Here is a 14,619-nt window from a genome sequence, read left to right as displayed (position 1 = left end):
ATGGCTCAAATATTTATTAGACTGATCAGTCGATCTATTATCTCTGCGAGATCTCGGAACCGTCAAGGCAGCGTGCGCTTCGCATGCGTCGCTCACGACATCGCTCACACGAACAATCAGAGGGCCCATGAAACGCATCGTCATCGTCGGTATCGCGCTCGTCGCGTTCGCTTGCGTCGCGGCGGGCGCGCTTGCGCTGCGCGGCCTGTCCGACTTCGAGCTGAAGGGCGCGACCGTGTCGACGCTGACGTTCCATGCGGGCGACGCCCACCTCGTCGGCACGCTCGCGCTGCCAGCGCACGCCCCCGACGCGCCGATCGCGCTGCTCGTGCACGGCGACGGGCCGCGCACGCGCTTCGCGGACGACGCGATGCTGCCGCTCGTCAACAGCCTGCTCGACGCCGGCATCGGCGTATTCGCGTGGGACAAGCAGGGCACCGGCCGCAGCAGCGGCGACTGGCTCGCGCAATCGATGCAGGACCGCGCGAACGAAACGGTCGCCGCGATGGCGCGCGTGCGCGCCGCGGCCGGCCCCGCGCACAAGATCGGCCTGCTCGGCTTCTCGCAGGGCGGCTGGGTGATTCCGCGCGTGGCGAATGCGGTGCGGCCCGCGTTCTCGGTGATCGTCGGCGGCGCCGTCAACTGGCGCCGCCAAGGCACCTACCTGACGCGCCAGCAACTCGCGGCAACGGGCCTGCAGCCGGATCGAATCGATGCGACACTGGCCGCCGAGCGACGCGAGAACGACGCCATCTTCGGCCGGGCGGACGCGCCGGCCGATCCGGCCCGGCGCCCGGACATCGAGCCGCGCCGCTTCGGTTTCATCGCGCTCAACTACCTGGAAGACGCATCGCAGGCGCTGGCGACGATGCAAGGGCCGGTGCTGGCCGTGTGGGGCGCACTGGACCGCAACGTCGATCCGGCCGACGAAGCGAATGCCTATGCGCACGCATTCGGGAACCGGCCCGACCGGCGCGTCGTCGTGGTGCCGGGCGCGACGCATGCGTTGCTGCGCGGCCGCTGGTTCGACTATCAGCTCGAGTCTGACTGGCCGAAATGGAAGACGTGGCTGTACATGGCGCTCGGGCGCCACGCGTACGCGCCGGACACGCTCGGTCCGATCGAAGCGTGGATCCGGTCGCAGTGAACGCGTGCGCCGCGCGCGCCGCCGCACATGGAACAGGCATCAGGCAATATCGGTCGCGTCCGCTCGCGCGATCGCATCAAGGAGAGGTTTTCAATGTATTCGTGGTTTGAACGGCGCCTGCCGACTTTCCCGCTCGAAGATCCCGTCACGCCGCCGAAGGGATTCTTCTCGTTCGTCTGGGCGTGCACGAAAGGCGCGCGCGGCTGGCTCCTGCTGATCGCGCTGACGTCGGCCGCGCTGGCCGCGTACGAAGCCGCGCTGTTCGCGATGATGGGGCACGTGGTCGACTGGTTGTCGTCGTCGACGCCGGCCGAATTCGGCGGTCGCCACTTCGGCGCGCTCGCGGGCTTCGCGGCGATCCTCGCCGGCAGCGCGCTGTTGATCGCACTGCACACGATGGTCAAGCACCAGGTGCTCGCGATCAACTTCCCGATGCGGTTGCGCTGGCTGTTTCACCGGCTGATGCTCGACCAGAGCCTGTCGTTCTATGCGAACGAGTTCGCGGGCCGCGTGACGACCAAGATCATGCAGACCGCACTCGCGGTGCGCGACGCGCTGTTCATGTCGGTCGACGTCGTGATCGGCGTCACCGCCTACCTGATCGGCATCCTCGTGCTCGCCGCCAGCTTCGACTGGCGGCTGATGATTCCGCTCGCGCTGTGGGCGCTCGGCTACGGCGCGGCGTGCGCGTATTTCGTGCCGCGTCTCGGTGCGGTCGGCAGCCGGCAGGCCGACGCGCGCGCGCTGATGACGGGCCGCATCACCGACGCGTATTCGAACATCACGACCGTGAAGCTGTTCTCGCATACGCGGCGCGAAGCCGACCACGCGCGGCGCGCGATGGAAGCGTTCAAGGCGACCGGCGACGCGCAGATGCGGCTCGTCAGCGCGTTCGAGATCGTCAACCACCTGCTGTCGACGCTGCTGCTGATCGGCTCGGCCGGCCTCGCCCTCGTGCTGTGGATGCACGGCGAGGCGAGCGCGGGCGTGGTCGCGGCCGTGATCGCGATGGCGCTGCGCCTGTCGAGCTATTCGCACTGGATCATGTGGGAAATGACCGAACTGTTCGAGAACGTCGGCACGATCCAGGACGGCATCAACACGCTGACGAAGGTGCGCAGCGTGGTCGACGCGCCCGATGCGAAGCCGCTCGTGGTGCAGCGCGGCGAAATCGTGTTCGACAACGTGCAGTTCGCGCACGAGGACAACGATCGCGCGGTATTCGACGGGCTGAACCTGACGATCCGGCCGGGCGAGCGCATCGGCCTGATCGGCCGCTCGGGCGCCGGCAAGTCGACGCTCGTGAACCTGCTGCTGCGTTTCTACGACGTCGGCGGCGGCGCGATCCGGATCGACGGGCAGGACATCGCGCACGTGACGCAGGACAGCCTGCGCGGCGCGATCGGGATGGTCACGCAGGATACGTCGCTGCTGCACCGGACGATGCGCGAGAACCTGCTGTACGGCCGCCCCGACGCGACCGAGCGCGAGATGCGGGACGCGGCCGTGCGCGCGGAAGCGTCCGAGTTCATCGACCGGCTGCGCGACCGCCACGGCCGCAGCGGCTACGACGTCGAGGTCGGCGAGCGCGGCGTGAAGCTGTCGGGCGGCCAGCGGCAACGCGTCGCGATCGCGCGCGTGATGCTCAAGGACGCGCCGATCCTCGTGCTCGACGAAGCGACCAGCGCGCTCGATTCCGAGGTCGAAGTCGCGATCCAGCGCAGCCTCGACAGCCTGATGAGCGGCAAGACGGTGATCGCGATCGCGCACCGGCTGTCGACGATCGCCGCGATGGACCGGCTGATCGTGCTCGACGAAGGGCGCATCGTCGAGGAAGGCACGCACCAGCAGTTGCTGCAGGCGGGTGGCATTTACGCCGCGCTGTGGGCGCACCAGAGCGGTGGGTTCCTCGGGGAGACGGCGGAAGCGGAAAGCGTCGAGCAGTAGCCGGAACCGCTGTGGCAACATGGCGGCACGGCGATCGCGGGTGGGCTTCACCGCGATCGCCTACCCGCCGGCAGGACGCCATCGCTGCTTGCCGCCGCCCGACCCGGAATCTAGGAACCTCCGTGAACACACGGCCGGATATCGCCACTGCGCTCGACGCGCCCGATTCGGTGCTCGACGAAGACGAGCAGCGCTTCGTGCATCAAATCCGCCAGCACGGGTGGTTCCGCACGGAAGTGTTCGCGGAAGACGACCAACCGGGCTTCTCGTTCACGACCGGGCTGTGGGTCAACCACGGCTTTCCGGAAATCATCGTGTTCTCTCTGCCGGCGCGCCTCGTCCATGACGTGCTGTGGGGCATCTACCGAAAAGTCGCGGCCGGCACGCCGCCGCCGGTCGGGGAAGTCACGTCCGCCGTCTACGGCAACGCGAACGCGCTGCTGATGCGGGTCAAGCCAGCGCATTACGAAGCCCATCTCGGCTGGAACCGCTGGTTCTACGGCAACGACGCGTTCCCGTGCGTCCAGTTGCTGTGGCCCGACCGCAACGGGATTTTTCCGTGGCAACCGGAAGCGGACGATGCATTGAACGCGGCGCAGCCGCGCCTGTTCGCATCGGGCGACGAGCGCCACTGACCCGCGGCGCCGGATCGCACCGCACGGCCGCGATGCACGAGCCCTCCGCGCGCCGCTCGTCAATCCGTTGCGCGCACACCCATCGCCGCGCCGCCTCATAACGATCCGACAATTTATTGGTTCCCTTGACGATGCGCCGTCCGTATCGTTCACCGATTCGTCAGACCAATCGACCAACGGGGGAATTCAACAATGAAACAGATCCGGTCATTCGCGTTGCTCGCGCTGCCGGCCGCGCTCTTCGTCGCGGGCGCCCACGCACAAAGCAGCGTCACGTTGTACGGCATCGCCGACGCGGGCATCGCGTACGTCCACAACGCGCAGAACGCGAACGGCAGCAACGCGTCGAACCTCGTCAAGTTCGGCAGCGGCAACCTGTCGGGCAGCCGCTGGGGACTGCGCGGCATCGAGGATCTCGGCAGCGGCCTGTCCGCGCTGTTCCAGCTCGAGAACGGCTTCAACATCGGCACCGGCGCGCTCGGCCAGGGCCAGCGCGAATTCGGCCGCAAGGCCGTCGTCGGCCTCGCGAGCAGCACCTACGGCACCGTGACGCTCGGCCGCCAGTACGATCCGATCGTCGATCTCGTACAGGGCCTCACCGAAGACAACTACTTCGGCGGCGTGTTCGCGACGCCGGGCGACCTCGACAACTACGACAACAGCCTGCGCGTCAGCAACTCGGTGAAATACACGAGCCCGCTGATCTCCGGCTTCCAGTTCGCCGCGCTGTACGGCTTCGGCGGCGTCGCGGGCGCGACCGGCAGCGGCCGCACGTACAGCTTCGGCGCGAGCTACGCGAACGGCCCGCTGTCGCTCGGCGCCGGCTACTTCTACGCGAACGGCGGCACGACGCTCGCCAATGGCGTGCGGACGTGGTCGAGCAGCTCCGACACGCTGTTCAACACCGTGATCAACCAGGGCTTCTCGAGCGCGAAGTCGATCCAGATCGTGCGCGTGGCTGGGCAGTACGTGGCCGGGCCGGCGACCTTCGGCCTCGCGTATTCGAACACGCAATACGGCGCGGACACGCTGTCGGCGTTCAACCGGAACGCGAAGTTCAACAACGGCTCGGCGTTCTTCAACTGGCAGTTCACGCCGGCGCTGCGCGCGGGCGTCGGCTACAACTACACGTCGCTGACGGGCCCGGCTTCCGCGCACTACAACCAGGTCAACCTCGGCGCGGACTATGCGCTGTCGAAGCGCACCGACCTGTATGCGCTGTTCGGCTACCAGAAGGCGAGCGGCAACACGCTCGACGCGAGCGGCGCGACCGTGAAGGCCGCCGCATCGGTCGGCGCGTACGGCGTGAACTCCGGCACCGATACGCAGGAGCTCGCGATCGTCGGCATCCGCCACAAGTTCTGATCGTCCCGGCGCACGACGATCGCCGCAGGCGCGCACCACGAGGCGCGCCTGCGGCGTTTACACTGTCCATCTTCACGTTCGTCACGACACAGGGAGCCCGCGATGCTGACGGTATGGGGACGACGCAACGCGTTCAATGTCCAGAAGGTGATGTGGCTCGTCGACGAGCTCGCGCTCCCGCATCGGCACGTACCGGCCGGCGGCGGGTTCGGCGTGCTCGATACGCCCGACTTCCTCGCGATGAACCCGCACGGGCGCATCCCGGTGATCGACGACGACGGAACCGTCGTCTGGGAATCGCACAGCATCCTGCGCTACCTCGCCGCGCGTCACGGGCGCCCGGGCTTCTGGCGCGACGATCCCGCCGAGCAGTCGCGCGCCGACCGCTGGATGGACTGGGCGCAGACGACCCTGCAGCCGGCGTTCCTCAACGGCGTGTTCCGCGGCTACTACCGCACGCCGCCCGAGCAACGCGACACCGTGCGCGTCGAACAGAGCATCGCGCAATGCGCGCAGTATTTCCGGCTGCTCGACACCGTGCTGGCCGGGCAGCCGTTTCTCGCGGGCGACGCGATCACGCTCGCCGACATCGCGGTCGGCACGCACCTCTACCGGTATTTCGAGCTCGATATCGCGCGGCCCGACGTGCCGCACGTCACGGCGTGGTATGAACGATTGAAGGCGCGGCCTGCGTATCGCGCGCACGTGATGATCCCGTTCGACGAGCTGCGCGGCAAGCTCGACTGAGCGGGTGCGAGGCCGGTCGCATCGGCATGTCGCGTACTGCCTGATTTCCCGCCTCTCGCTTCGGCAGGTCGGGACACCGATGAAGATGGCTGACGCCCGCGGCGGTCGATGCCGGGATCAGCGCGTAGCGTGGCGCTGGGCAACGCAATAAACGGCCGCCGCCGTGATCCCGAACATCAGATGAGCGATCAGCGTGATCGTGTCGCGAACTGCGGTGAACCACGGAAAGATCGTCGTGAACCCGTACAGGTTCACGCCGTACAGAAGGAGCCCGAACACGCCGCCGGCGAGTAACGCGGGCCCGAGCGACAGGTGCCGGATGACACGTACCAGCACGGCCGCATAGGCCACCGAAAGCACCGCATGCACGAGCGTCGCCACGCCCATGACCAGCGGATCGAACCCGCCCGGCGCACCGAGCACGCGCGGCCCCATCACGATCGCGGCCGTGAGGCGCGCGTCGCGCAACAGGTTCCGGACGGCGTCATCGCCGGCGATCGCCCAGAGCAGCAACTCGATGACGGTCGATCCGACCGCCGCGCCGAACGCCGCCCAGAGCATCGGGACCACACTCGCTCGTTTCACTGGTCGTCCTCGTGGCAGCCGGTTGATGCGCGGAACGAACCGCCGTGCAACGCGGTTTACGACGCCCCTTCGCAGTCCGACCAGTACGCGAACGGATCGCGATGTTTCGGATAGTGCTCGTCCAGCCATTTCAGCAGCGTCGCCCGCGCATTGTCGATGTCGGCCTTCAACGACGACGTCGTCAGTTCGTGCAGTTCGATGGACTTTTCCCGGTCCATCACGAAGCAGTTCCAGTCCGGGCCGTCGAGATCCGGATCGTCGGATGCCTTCGACGACTTGCTCCAGCCGAAACGCTTGCGCGCATCGATGTAGTAGCGCGGATGCACCTTCAGATACGACATCTCGCCGCCCTGCAGGCTGCTCTCCGCGCGCAGCACGTCGCGCTCGTCGACGATCTGCGTGACTTCCGGAAGCCGGCGCGAGCGCCATCCGGCGGGTAGCGTCGCCACCGCACGGACGCTGTCGTAGGTGCCCCACTCGAGGCCCCACGCTTCGGCCATGCGCTTCATGAACGCGTCGGCGCTCGGATAACCGCGCAGCTGGATGCGGGTCGACAGCGTGACTTCCACCCCGCCGCGACCGCCGGATGCGCTCGACACCTCGTCGTCCGCTTCGAACGGATTGCCCGGACGCGGCGATTCGCGCTTCGCGTCCGCAGGCGCCAGGCCGGAAAAAAGCTGATCCAGCGCCGCACGCGCCTTCGACGATTTGTCTGGTCTATTCATCGGTTCCCTTTTGTGCAAATTTGAACCCGTACTGCAATGGTTGGTGATTGGCCCATCCGCTGGCCAAAGGCGCGATTCTGCCTCACTCCGGCAATCTCGCCGTTTTCCGCGGCTGCATTGTAACGATTTGGCGGTAGCGGCTGCGCGCTACCGCAGCGCCTTCACCATGCGCTCCATCAACGCGAGGACCTCCGGTCGATTCTCGCCCTTCGCATGCACGAAGTGATAGCTGAGCAACGAATCGACCTCGTGACGGCTCACGCGCACGAGTGCGCTGCGCTGCAGATACGCATCAGCAAGCGGCGTGCGCGCGAGCGCCACGCCGAGCCCGGCTTCGGCCGCCGCCAGCACGAGGTTGTAATCCTCGAACCGGCGATCCTGCGCACGCGGCTTGAACGGAATGCCGAGCGCATCGAACCACGTACGCCAGCCGGTCACGTCGGAATCGTGCAGCAACGGCATGTCGAGCAGCGCCGCGTCGCCTGTTCCTCGGCGCATCCTTGCCAGTTGCGCGGCGAGCCGCGGATGCGCGACCGGATACAGCCGTTCCGGCATGAACGGGCGGGTTTCGAGCTGACGCCAGTTGCCGCGACCGTAACGGATCGACAGATCCGCTTCGCCGCCGGCGATATCCACATTGCGCAGCTCGATGCCGAGTTCGATGCGCAGCGCGGGCGCTTCGCTTTCGAGCGCGGGTTGCCGCTCGAACAGCCACAGCTGCGCGAATGCGGGCACCACACTCATCCGCACCAGTCGCGGCGTGCGCGGCGAACGCCACTGATCGGCCGCGCTGTCGATGATCGCGAACGCCTGCTCGATCCGGCCGACGAAGCGCTGCCCGTCCGGCGTCAGGCGCACGCCGCGCGCATGCCGCTCGAACAGCGCCATCCCGAGCCAGTTTTCGACGGCGGCCACCCGTCGGCTGATCGCACCGTGCGTGACGCCGGAGACGTCGGCAGCCGCGAGAAACGACCCTTCGCGCGCCACCGTGCAGACCGTCTCCAGGCTCGCGAGCGGCGGCCGCGGGACCGGCATCGACGCGGCGGCCGCCAACCCGCCGGCCATCTGGCGCACCCGCGCCGGACCGCCGGCGCGCCGCGCGCCCGAGCTGTGAGCCATATTCATATCCGGGTGTTGATCTGTGCGCTAGCTTAGCATCTCGGCACACCGCACCATTGCCGCATGAATACCGTTTCGTCACCGACGTCGCGCAGCGCGCGACAACCGCTCGTCGCGGCAGCCGCGGTTGCGTTCACGATCGTCTCGTGGGCGTCCGCGTTCCCGTTCATCCGCATCGGCCTGCACGGCCTCGCACCGCTGCAGCTCGCGGCGGCGCGCTTCGCGACCGCCGCGTTGCTCGTGATCGCATGGCTCGCGTGGCGACGGCCACCGCGGCCGACGAAAGCCGATGCGTGGCGCTTTCTCGCGTGCGGCCTGCTCGGCATCGCACTCTACAACGCGCTGCTCAATACCGGCGAACAGACCGTGTCGGCCGGCGCCGCGAGTTTCATCGTGAACACGCTGCCGATCTTCACTGCGCTGCTGGCCGCCGTGTTCCTGCGCGAGCACTTCAATCGCTGGGGCTGGCTCGGTTCGCTGGTCAGCCTGGCCGGCATCGCGGTGATCGCGCAAGGGCAGCCCGGCGGCCTCGTCCTCGGCTCGGGAAGCACGCTGATCCTCGGCGCGGCGCTGTGTTCGGCCAGCTATTTCGTGCTGCAGCGGCGGCTGATCCCCGTGTACGGCGCGCTGCCGTGCACCGCGTACACGCTGCTGGCCGGCGCGGTCCTGCTCGCGCCCTGGCTACCCGGCGCGCTCGTGTCGCTCGGCGGCGGATCGCGCGATACGGCGCTGGCCGTCGTCGTACTCGGCGTCTTTCCCGCCGCGCTCGGTTACGCCACCTGGACCTTCGCGCTCGGCTACTTCGGCGCGGCGCGCGCGGCCAGCTTTCTCTACCTGACGCCGGCGGTCGCGACGCTCCTGTCGGTGGTGCTGACGGGCGAGCGGCCGGGCATCGCGACGGCGTGCGGCGGCCTGCTCGCGATTGCGGGAGTGATCGTCGTCGCGTTGCGCGGACGTGCCTAGCTGAAGTCGAGCCGGCAGCGAATTGCGCGGCTGACGCGACGATCCGACGGCAGAAGCGAGCCGGTCCCAAAACGCCTCCGCTTCTGCCGATCTGGATGAACGGTTCGGCCCGTGGAATCGGCACCCACTCGTGGGCGCGTGCCGAACTTGACCGTTAGTTGCATAAAGACGGACATCGCGCTCGATGCGGCACGACGGATGAAACGGGATACACGATTCTCGCGTGACCAAACTGTGCAGACAAATCGACCGAACAGTTCCCGATTGACCGCGCGTCAGTGTCCATGGCTTCGCCCCGGCGACCGGCCGAATAATGGATGTGGCCGTAAGGCCGACGACAGCGAATCGCAGCCTTAGGGCCGCCGCAGCGCACGATTTCCGGCATCCGGCACCTTCGGTCTCCGGGCGCCGACCCGTGTCGCGCCGGCCCGCTACGGGATTCGCCGCAGCGCGCAAAACCGGCTTCAGATATATTCATATGAATTGCACCGCGTCGGGTACCGGCCTGCCCGCTCGCCCCGGGCGGCACGTCATGCGGCCCGGCGCGATGCAAGTGAAGCCCGCGAGGGTATGGAGACTCGTCCGATCGCCCCGGCCCCGCAGCCGGCCGGTCGAGACGTCAATAGAAAGACATTCAATTCGGAGATGGCAGATGGAACGAAGCACTGTCGGCATGCGCTGCAAACCCCTGATCACCGTTGCACTGGCCGCCGCCGCGTTCGCGGCCGCGTCGACCGCGCTGGCCGACCAGGTCGTGAAGATCGGCAGCGTCGAACCGACGACGGGTGGCATCTCGCACCTCGGCAAGGACAACGAGAACGGCGCGCGCCTCGCGGTCGAGGAAATCAATGCGAAGGGCCTGACGATCGGCGGCAAGAAGATCACGCTGCAACTCGACGCGCAGGATGACGCGGCCGACCCGCGCCAGGCCACGCAGGTGGCGCAGAAGCTGGTCGACGACAAGGTCGTCGCCGTGATCGGCCACCTGAACTCGGGCACGTCGATCCCGGCGTCGAAGATCTACAGCGACGCGGGCATCGTGCAGATCTCGCCGTCGGCCACGAACCCGACCTACACGCAGCAAGGCTTCAAGACGACCTACCGCGTCGTCGCGACCGACGCGCAGCAGGGCCCGGCGCTCGCGAGCTATGCGCAGTCGAAGGGCGTGAAGAGCGTCGCGGTGATCGACGATTCGACCGCGTACGGCCAGGGCCTCGCGAACGAATTCGAGAAGAAGGCCAAGGCGCTCGGCCTGAAGGTGCTGTCGCACGACGCGACCAACGACAAGGCGGTCGACTTCCGCGCGATCCTGACGAAGATCAAGGGCGAGAACCCCGACGCGATCATGTACGGCGGCATGGACGCCACCGGCGGCCCGCTCGCGAAGCAGGCGAAGCAGCTCGGCCTGCGCGCGAAGATCCTGTCCGGCGACGGCGTGTGCACCGACTCGCTGGCCGAGTTGGCCGGCCCGGCGGCCGACAACGTGCTGTGCTCGCAGGCAGGCGCTGCGCTCGAGAAGATGCCGGGCGGCGCGGACTTCCTCGCGAAGTACCAGAAGCGCTTCAACCAGGGCATCAAGTTCGATGCGCCGTTCGCGTATGACGCGGTCTACATCGCGGTCGACGCGATGAAGCGCGCGAATTCGACCGACCCGGCGAAGATCCTCGCGGCGATGCCGGCGACCAAGTACGACGGCGTGATCGGCACGACGACGTTCGACGCGAAGGGCGACCTGACGCACGGGATCATCTCGATCTACGGCTACAAGAGCGGCAAGAAGACCTTCCTCGACCAGGTGAAGATGTAACCCGACGCGGCGTCGGCACGACGGGAACGCCACCCGTCGGCGCCGGCGCCGCGCGGGCCGGATTCTGATTCACGGAGACGAAGCATCATGTGTGCAATGGCGTATGCGGAATTCCAACAGGAGTTGAAGAAGGCGCAGTTGACGGCGCGCGAGTTCGCCCGCCTGATCCGGATGAACGAAAGTTCGATCACCAACTATTCGAGCAAGGGCACCGTCCCTTCCCACCTCGCGGTCATCGCGAAACTGATCGGCACGCTGGCCGCGCACGAGATCGACTTCCGGCGCGTGATCCGGCAAATGCGGATCGAGCCGAAACGGCCGCGCGGCGTCGGCGTGTTTCCCGCCGCGGAAAAACCGCGTCCGCGGAAAGCGGCGAAAGCCGACGCCTGACCCGCGCCGGCCCAGGTCGAAAGCGGCACGGGGATGGCCGCTCGACGCGCGATCGACGCGCCCTTACGCGCCGCACCGCTACAGCATCACCCTACCGCGCGCACATGATCGAGCAGCGCCTGCAACGGATGGCGCACCTGCTTCGACGACAGGCGTTTCACCTGGCTGCGACACGAATACCCGGTCGCCAGCGCCTCGCCCTCCTGCTCCGGCCCGTCGACGTGCGCGGCCCACGACTGCGCATAGATCGTCTTCGACGTCGCGAGATTGCGCGCCTCGTGCCCGTACGTGCCCGACATCCCGCAACACCCGGTCGCCTGAACCTGCAAGCGCAACCCGCGACGCGCGAACACCTGCGCCCATTGCTTGCCGCTGTCCGGCGCATTGGTCTTCTCGGTGCAGTGCGGCAGCAACCGATATGAAACCGTCGCCTTGCCCGCACCGGCTTCCGGCAACGCGCCCAGCAGCCACTCCTGCGGCAGCGCGACGGTCGGCACATCGGCGAGCCCCGTCACCTTCAGGTATTCCTGCCGATACGTCAGCGTCATCGCCGGATCGAGACCGACCAGCGCGACGCCCGAGCGCGCCAGTGCGGCCAGTTGCGTCGCGTTGCGGATCGCCGCCTTCGCGAATGCGTGAAGAAAGCCCTGCACGTGCAGCGCCTTGCCGTTCGGCGCGAGCGGCGCGAGCCACACCTGGAAACCGACGCGCGCCGCCAGCTCGATCAGCGTCGCCAGTTGCTCGGTATCGAAATAGCGCGTGAACGTGTCCTGCACGATGACGACGCTGCGCGCGCGCTGCGCCTCGCTCAGTGCGGCGAGCGCATGCGGATCGGCCGGCTTCACGTTCCATGCGCGGATCACGGCCGCGAGATCGAAGCGGCTCAGCAGCGGGCTGTCGACCATGCCGACCTGGCGCTCGAGCAGCGTCCTTACCCAGTTGGCCCCCATCAACCCGTTGTACAGCGCGGGCACGCGCGCCATCCACGGCATCGTGAATTCGAGCGAGCCGATCAGGTAATCGCGCAGCGGTCGCAGGTAGCGCTGGTGATACAGCTCGAGAAAGCGCGAGCGAAACTCGGGTACGTTCACCTTGACCGGGCACTGCCCCGCGCACGATTTGCATGCGAGACATCCGGCCATCGCGTCGTACACCTCGTGCGAGAAATCCGCGTCGCGACGACGCGCGTTGCGGCTGTTGCGCCAGCGCTCGGCCAGACCGCGCAGCAACGGCTGCCGCGTGCGCGCCGCCGCGACGACGTCGACGCCGGCCTGCCCTTGCAGGCGCAACCATTCGCGCATCAGCGACGCGCGCCCCTTCGGCGACTGCACGCGTTCGCGCGTCGCCTTCCACGACGGGCACATCGCGTCGTCGGGATCGAAGTTGTAGCACGCACCGTTGCCGTTGCAATGCATCGCGGTGCCGTAGCTCTGCCACACGCGCTCGTCGATCTGCCGGTCGTGGTCGCCGCGCGTCGGCACCTCGTCGATCTTCAGCAGCCGCAGCGTGGGGTCCGGCGGCGTCGCGATCTTGCCCGGGTTGAACTGGTTGTGCGGATCGAACGCGGCCTTCAACTGCTGCAGCGACGGATACAGCTCGCCGAAAAACGCCGGCGCATATTCGGAGCGCACGCCCTTGCCGTGCTCGCCCCACAGCAGGCCGCCGTGACGCTGCGTGAGTTCGGCCACCGCATCCGACACCGGCCGCACCAGCGCCGCCTGCTTCGGGTCCTTCATGTCGAGCGCCGGGCGCACGTGCAGCACGCCCGCGTCGACGTGGCCGAACATCCCGTACTGCAGCCCGTGGCCGTCGAGCAGCGCGCGAAATTCGGCGATGTACGCGGCGAGGTTCTCCGGCGGCACCGCGGTGTCCTCGACGAACGGTTGCGGACGCGCTTCGCCCTGCACGTTGCCGAGCAGGCCGACCGCGCGCTTGCGCATCGCATACACGCGCTTCACCGCATCGTCGCCGGCCGCCAGCGTATGGCCGAGACGCTCCACGCTCGTATCGGTGCGCAGATGCTCGACGAACGCGCGCACCTGCGCATCGACGTCGTGTTCGTCGTCGCCGCTGAATTCGATCAGGTTGATGCCGAGCGTCGGACGCGCGTCGTCCTGCGGGAAATACTCGGCCACGCTGCTCCACACGAAGTCCTTCATCGCGAGCATCAGCACCTTCGAGTCGACCGTCTCGATCGACAGCGGCCGGTGTTCGAGCAGCGCGCGCGCGTCGCGCAGCGCGTCCATGAAGCCCGCGTAACGCACGTTGACCAGCACCGAAAACTTCGGGATCGGCAGCACGTTGAGCTTCGCCTCGACGACGAAGCCGAGCGACCCTTCCGCGCCGCACAGTACGCTGTTCAGGTTGAAGCGGCCGTCCGCTTCGCGCAGGTGCGCGAGGTCGTAGCCGGTCAGGCAGCGGTTGAGCTTCGGAAACTTCGCGTCGATCAACGCGGCCTTGTCGTCGCGGATGCGCCGCGCGGTGCGATATACCTTGCCGACGCGGTCCTGCCGCGCGCAGCGGCGCTCCAGTTCTGCTTCGTCGAGCGCGTCGCTGTGCAGCCGCTCGCCGCCCATCAGCACGAAATCGAGTTCGAGCACGTGGTCGCGCGTCTTGCCGTACGTGCAGCTGCCCTGCCCGCTCGCGTCGGTGTTGATCATCCCGCCGACGGTCGCGCGGTTCGACGTGGACAGCTCCGGCGCGAAGAACAGCCCGTGCGGCTTCAGCGCCGCATTGAGCTGATCCTTGACGACGCCCGCCTCCACGCGCACCCAGCGCGCTTGCGCATTGATTTCGAGGATCCGGTTCATGTTGCGCGACAGGTCGACGACGATGCCGTCGGTCAGCGACTGCCCGTTGGTGCCGGTGCCGCCGCCGCGCGCGGCCACCGCGACGTCGCGGTGCGCGGGCTCGGCCAGCAGCCGGGCCAGCAGCTGGACGTCATCCGCGTGCGCGGGGCAGATCACCGCTTGCGGCAGGCGCTGGTAGATCGAGTTGTCGGTGGCCTGCACGGTCCGGTTCGCGTGGTCCGCGCGGATTTCCCCGGCGAAGCCGGCGGCCTGCAGCGCGACGAGAAAATCGCGGTAAACGGTCGTGGACGGGCTGGCGGGACGGGGCAACGGGACGATCGACATGGGGCAAAGGCGCAATGTGGGTGGGGCCGGCCGGTTCGCGCACGCCAAAACATGA

Annotated in this window: 12 protein-coding genes; 8 read left to right on the top strand and 4 right to left on the bottom strand. The window is 67.7% G+C overall.

What is annotated here, in order from left to right:
• The first annotated feature begins 127 nt into the window (after positions 1-127).
• From H0X91_RS00495 to H0X91_RS00475, 5 genes are all read left to right on the top strand, one after another.
• Positions 128-1,147 (top strand): alpha/beta hydrolase family protein, encoded by a 1,020-nt coding sequence (locus tag H0X91_RS00495; RefSeq protein ID WP_059721477.1) that lies wholly within the window; start codon positions 128-130, stop codon positions 1,145-1,147.
• 93 nt (positions 1,148-1,240) lie between these two features.
• Positions 1,241-3,094 (top strand): ABC transporter ATP-binding protein, encoded by a 1,854-nt coding sequence (locus tag H0X91_RS00490; RefSeq protein ID WP_034203892.1) that lies wholly within the window; start codon positions 1,241-1,243, stop codon positions 3,092-3,094.
• Positions 3,095-3,216: 122 nt separating this feature from the next.
• The gene (locus H0X91_RS00485) at positions 3,217-3,729 is read left to right on the top strand and encodes a DUF4262 domain-containing protein (protein ID WP_143262247.1); all 513 of its coding nucleotides are present in this window, start codon (positions 3,217-3,219) and stop codon (positions 3,727-3,729) included.
• 192 nt (positions 3,730-3,921) lie between these two features.
• On the top strand, positions 3,922-5,094 hold the full coding sequence (locus H0X91_RS00480; RefSeq protein ID WP_006497887.1) for a porin: 1,173 nt from the start codon (positions 3,922-3,924) through the stop codon (positions 5,092-5,094).
• A gap of 102 nt (positions 5,095-5,196) precedes the next feature.
• Positions 5,197-5,841, top strand: coding sequence for a glutathione S-transferase family protein (locus H0X91_RS00475; RefSeq protein WP_006490953.1), 645 nt, complete (start codon positions 5,197-5,199; stop codon positions 5,839-5,841).
• Between the two features lie 117 nt (positions 5,842-5,958).
• On the opposite strand, the gene H0X91_RS00470 is transcribed toward H0X91_RS00475, so the two are convergent.
• From H0X91_RS00470 to H0X91_RS00460, 3 genes are all read right to left on the bottom strand, one after another.
• Positions 5,959-6,426: a hypothetical protein gene (locus H0X91_RS00470; protein ID WP_058903809.1), complete on the bottom strand. Its 468-nt coding sequence runs from the start codon at positions 6,424-6,426 to the stop codon at positions 5,959-5,961.
• Positions 6,427-6,482: 56 nt separating this feature from the next.
• The gene (locus H0X91_RS00465; protein WP_034203881.1) at positions 6,483-7,151 is read right to left on the bottom strand and encodes a hypothetical protein; all 669 of its coding nucleotides are present in this window, start codon (positions 7,149-7,151) and stop codon (positions 6,483-6,485) included.
• 147 nt (positions 7,152-7,298) lie between these two features.
• Positions 7,299-8,276, bottom strand: coding sequence for a LysR substrate-binding domain-containing protein (locus tag H0X91_RS00460; protein WP_034178557.1), 978 nt, complete (start codon positions 8,274-8,276; stop codon positions 7,299-7,301).
• A gap of 57 nt (positions 8,277-8,333) precedes the next feature.
• On the opposite strand from H0X91_RS00460, the gene H0X91_RS00455 reads away from it, so the two are divergent.
• The 3 genes from H0X91_RS00455 (at position 8,334) to H0X91_RS00445 (ending at position 11,430) form a co-directional block, all read left to right on the top strand.
• Positions 8,334-9,233, top strand: a complete 900-nt coding sequence (locus tag H0X91_RS00455) for a DMT family transporter (RefSeq protein WP_084752277.1) — start codon at positions 8,334-8,336, stop codon at positions 9,231-9,233.
• Positions 9,234-9,885: 652 nt separating this feature from the next.
• Positions 9,886-11,040: a branched-chain amino acid ABC transporter substrate-binding protein gene (locus H0X91_RS00450; RefSeq protein WP_006490927.1), complete on the top strand. Its 1,155-nt coding sequence runs from the start codon at positions 9,886-9,888 to the stop codon at positions 11,038-11,040.
• Between the two features lie 87 nt (positions 11,041-11,127).
• Positions 11,128-11,430 carry a hypothetical protein gene (locus H0X91_RS00445; protein WP_006490931.1) on the top strand — a complete coding sequence of 101 codons (303 nt, stop codon included), beginning with the start codon at positions 11,128-11,130 and terminating at the stop codon, positions 11,428-11,430.
• Positions 11,431-11,516: 86 nt separating this feature from the next.
• Here H0X91_RS00445 and ydiJ read toward each other — a convergent pair whose 3' ends face one another.
• Positions 11,517-14,564: a D-2-hydroxyglutarate dehydrogenase YdiJ gene (gene ydiJ, locus H0X91_RS00440; RefSeq protein WP_006490961.1), complete on the bottom strand. Its 3,048-nt coding sequence runs from the start codon at positions 14,562-14,564 to the stop codon at positions 11,517-11,519.
• Positions 14,565-14,619 lie beyond the last annotated feature (55 nt).

The organism is Burkholderia sp. 9777_1386 (genome assembly GCF_015712265.1).
GTDB lineage: Bacteria > Pseudomonadota > Gammaproteobacteria > Burkholderiales > Burkholderiaceae > Burkholderia > Burkholderia cenocepacia.
Note: the sequence above shows the minus strand (reverse complement) of the source record. Positions and strands in the feature narration are given on the sequence as shown.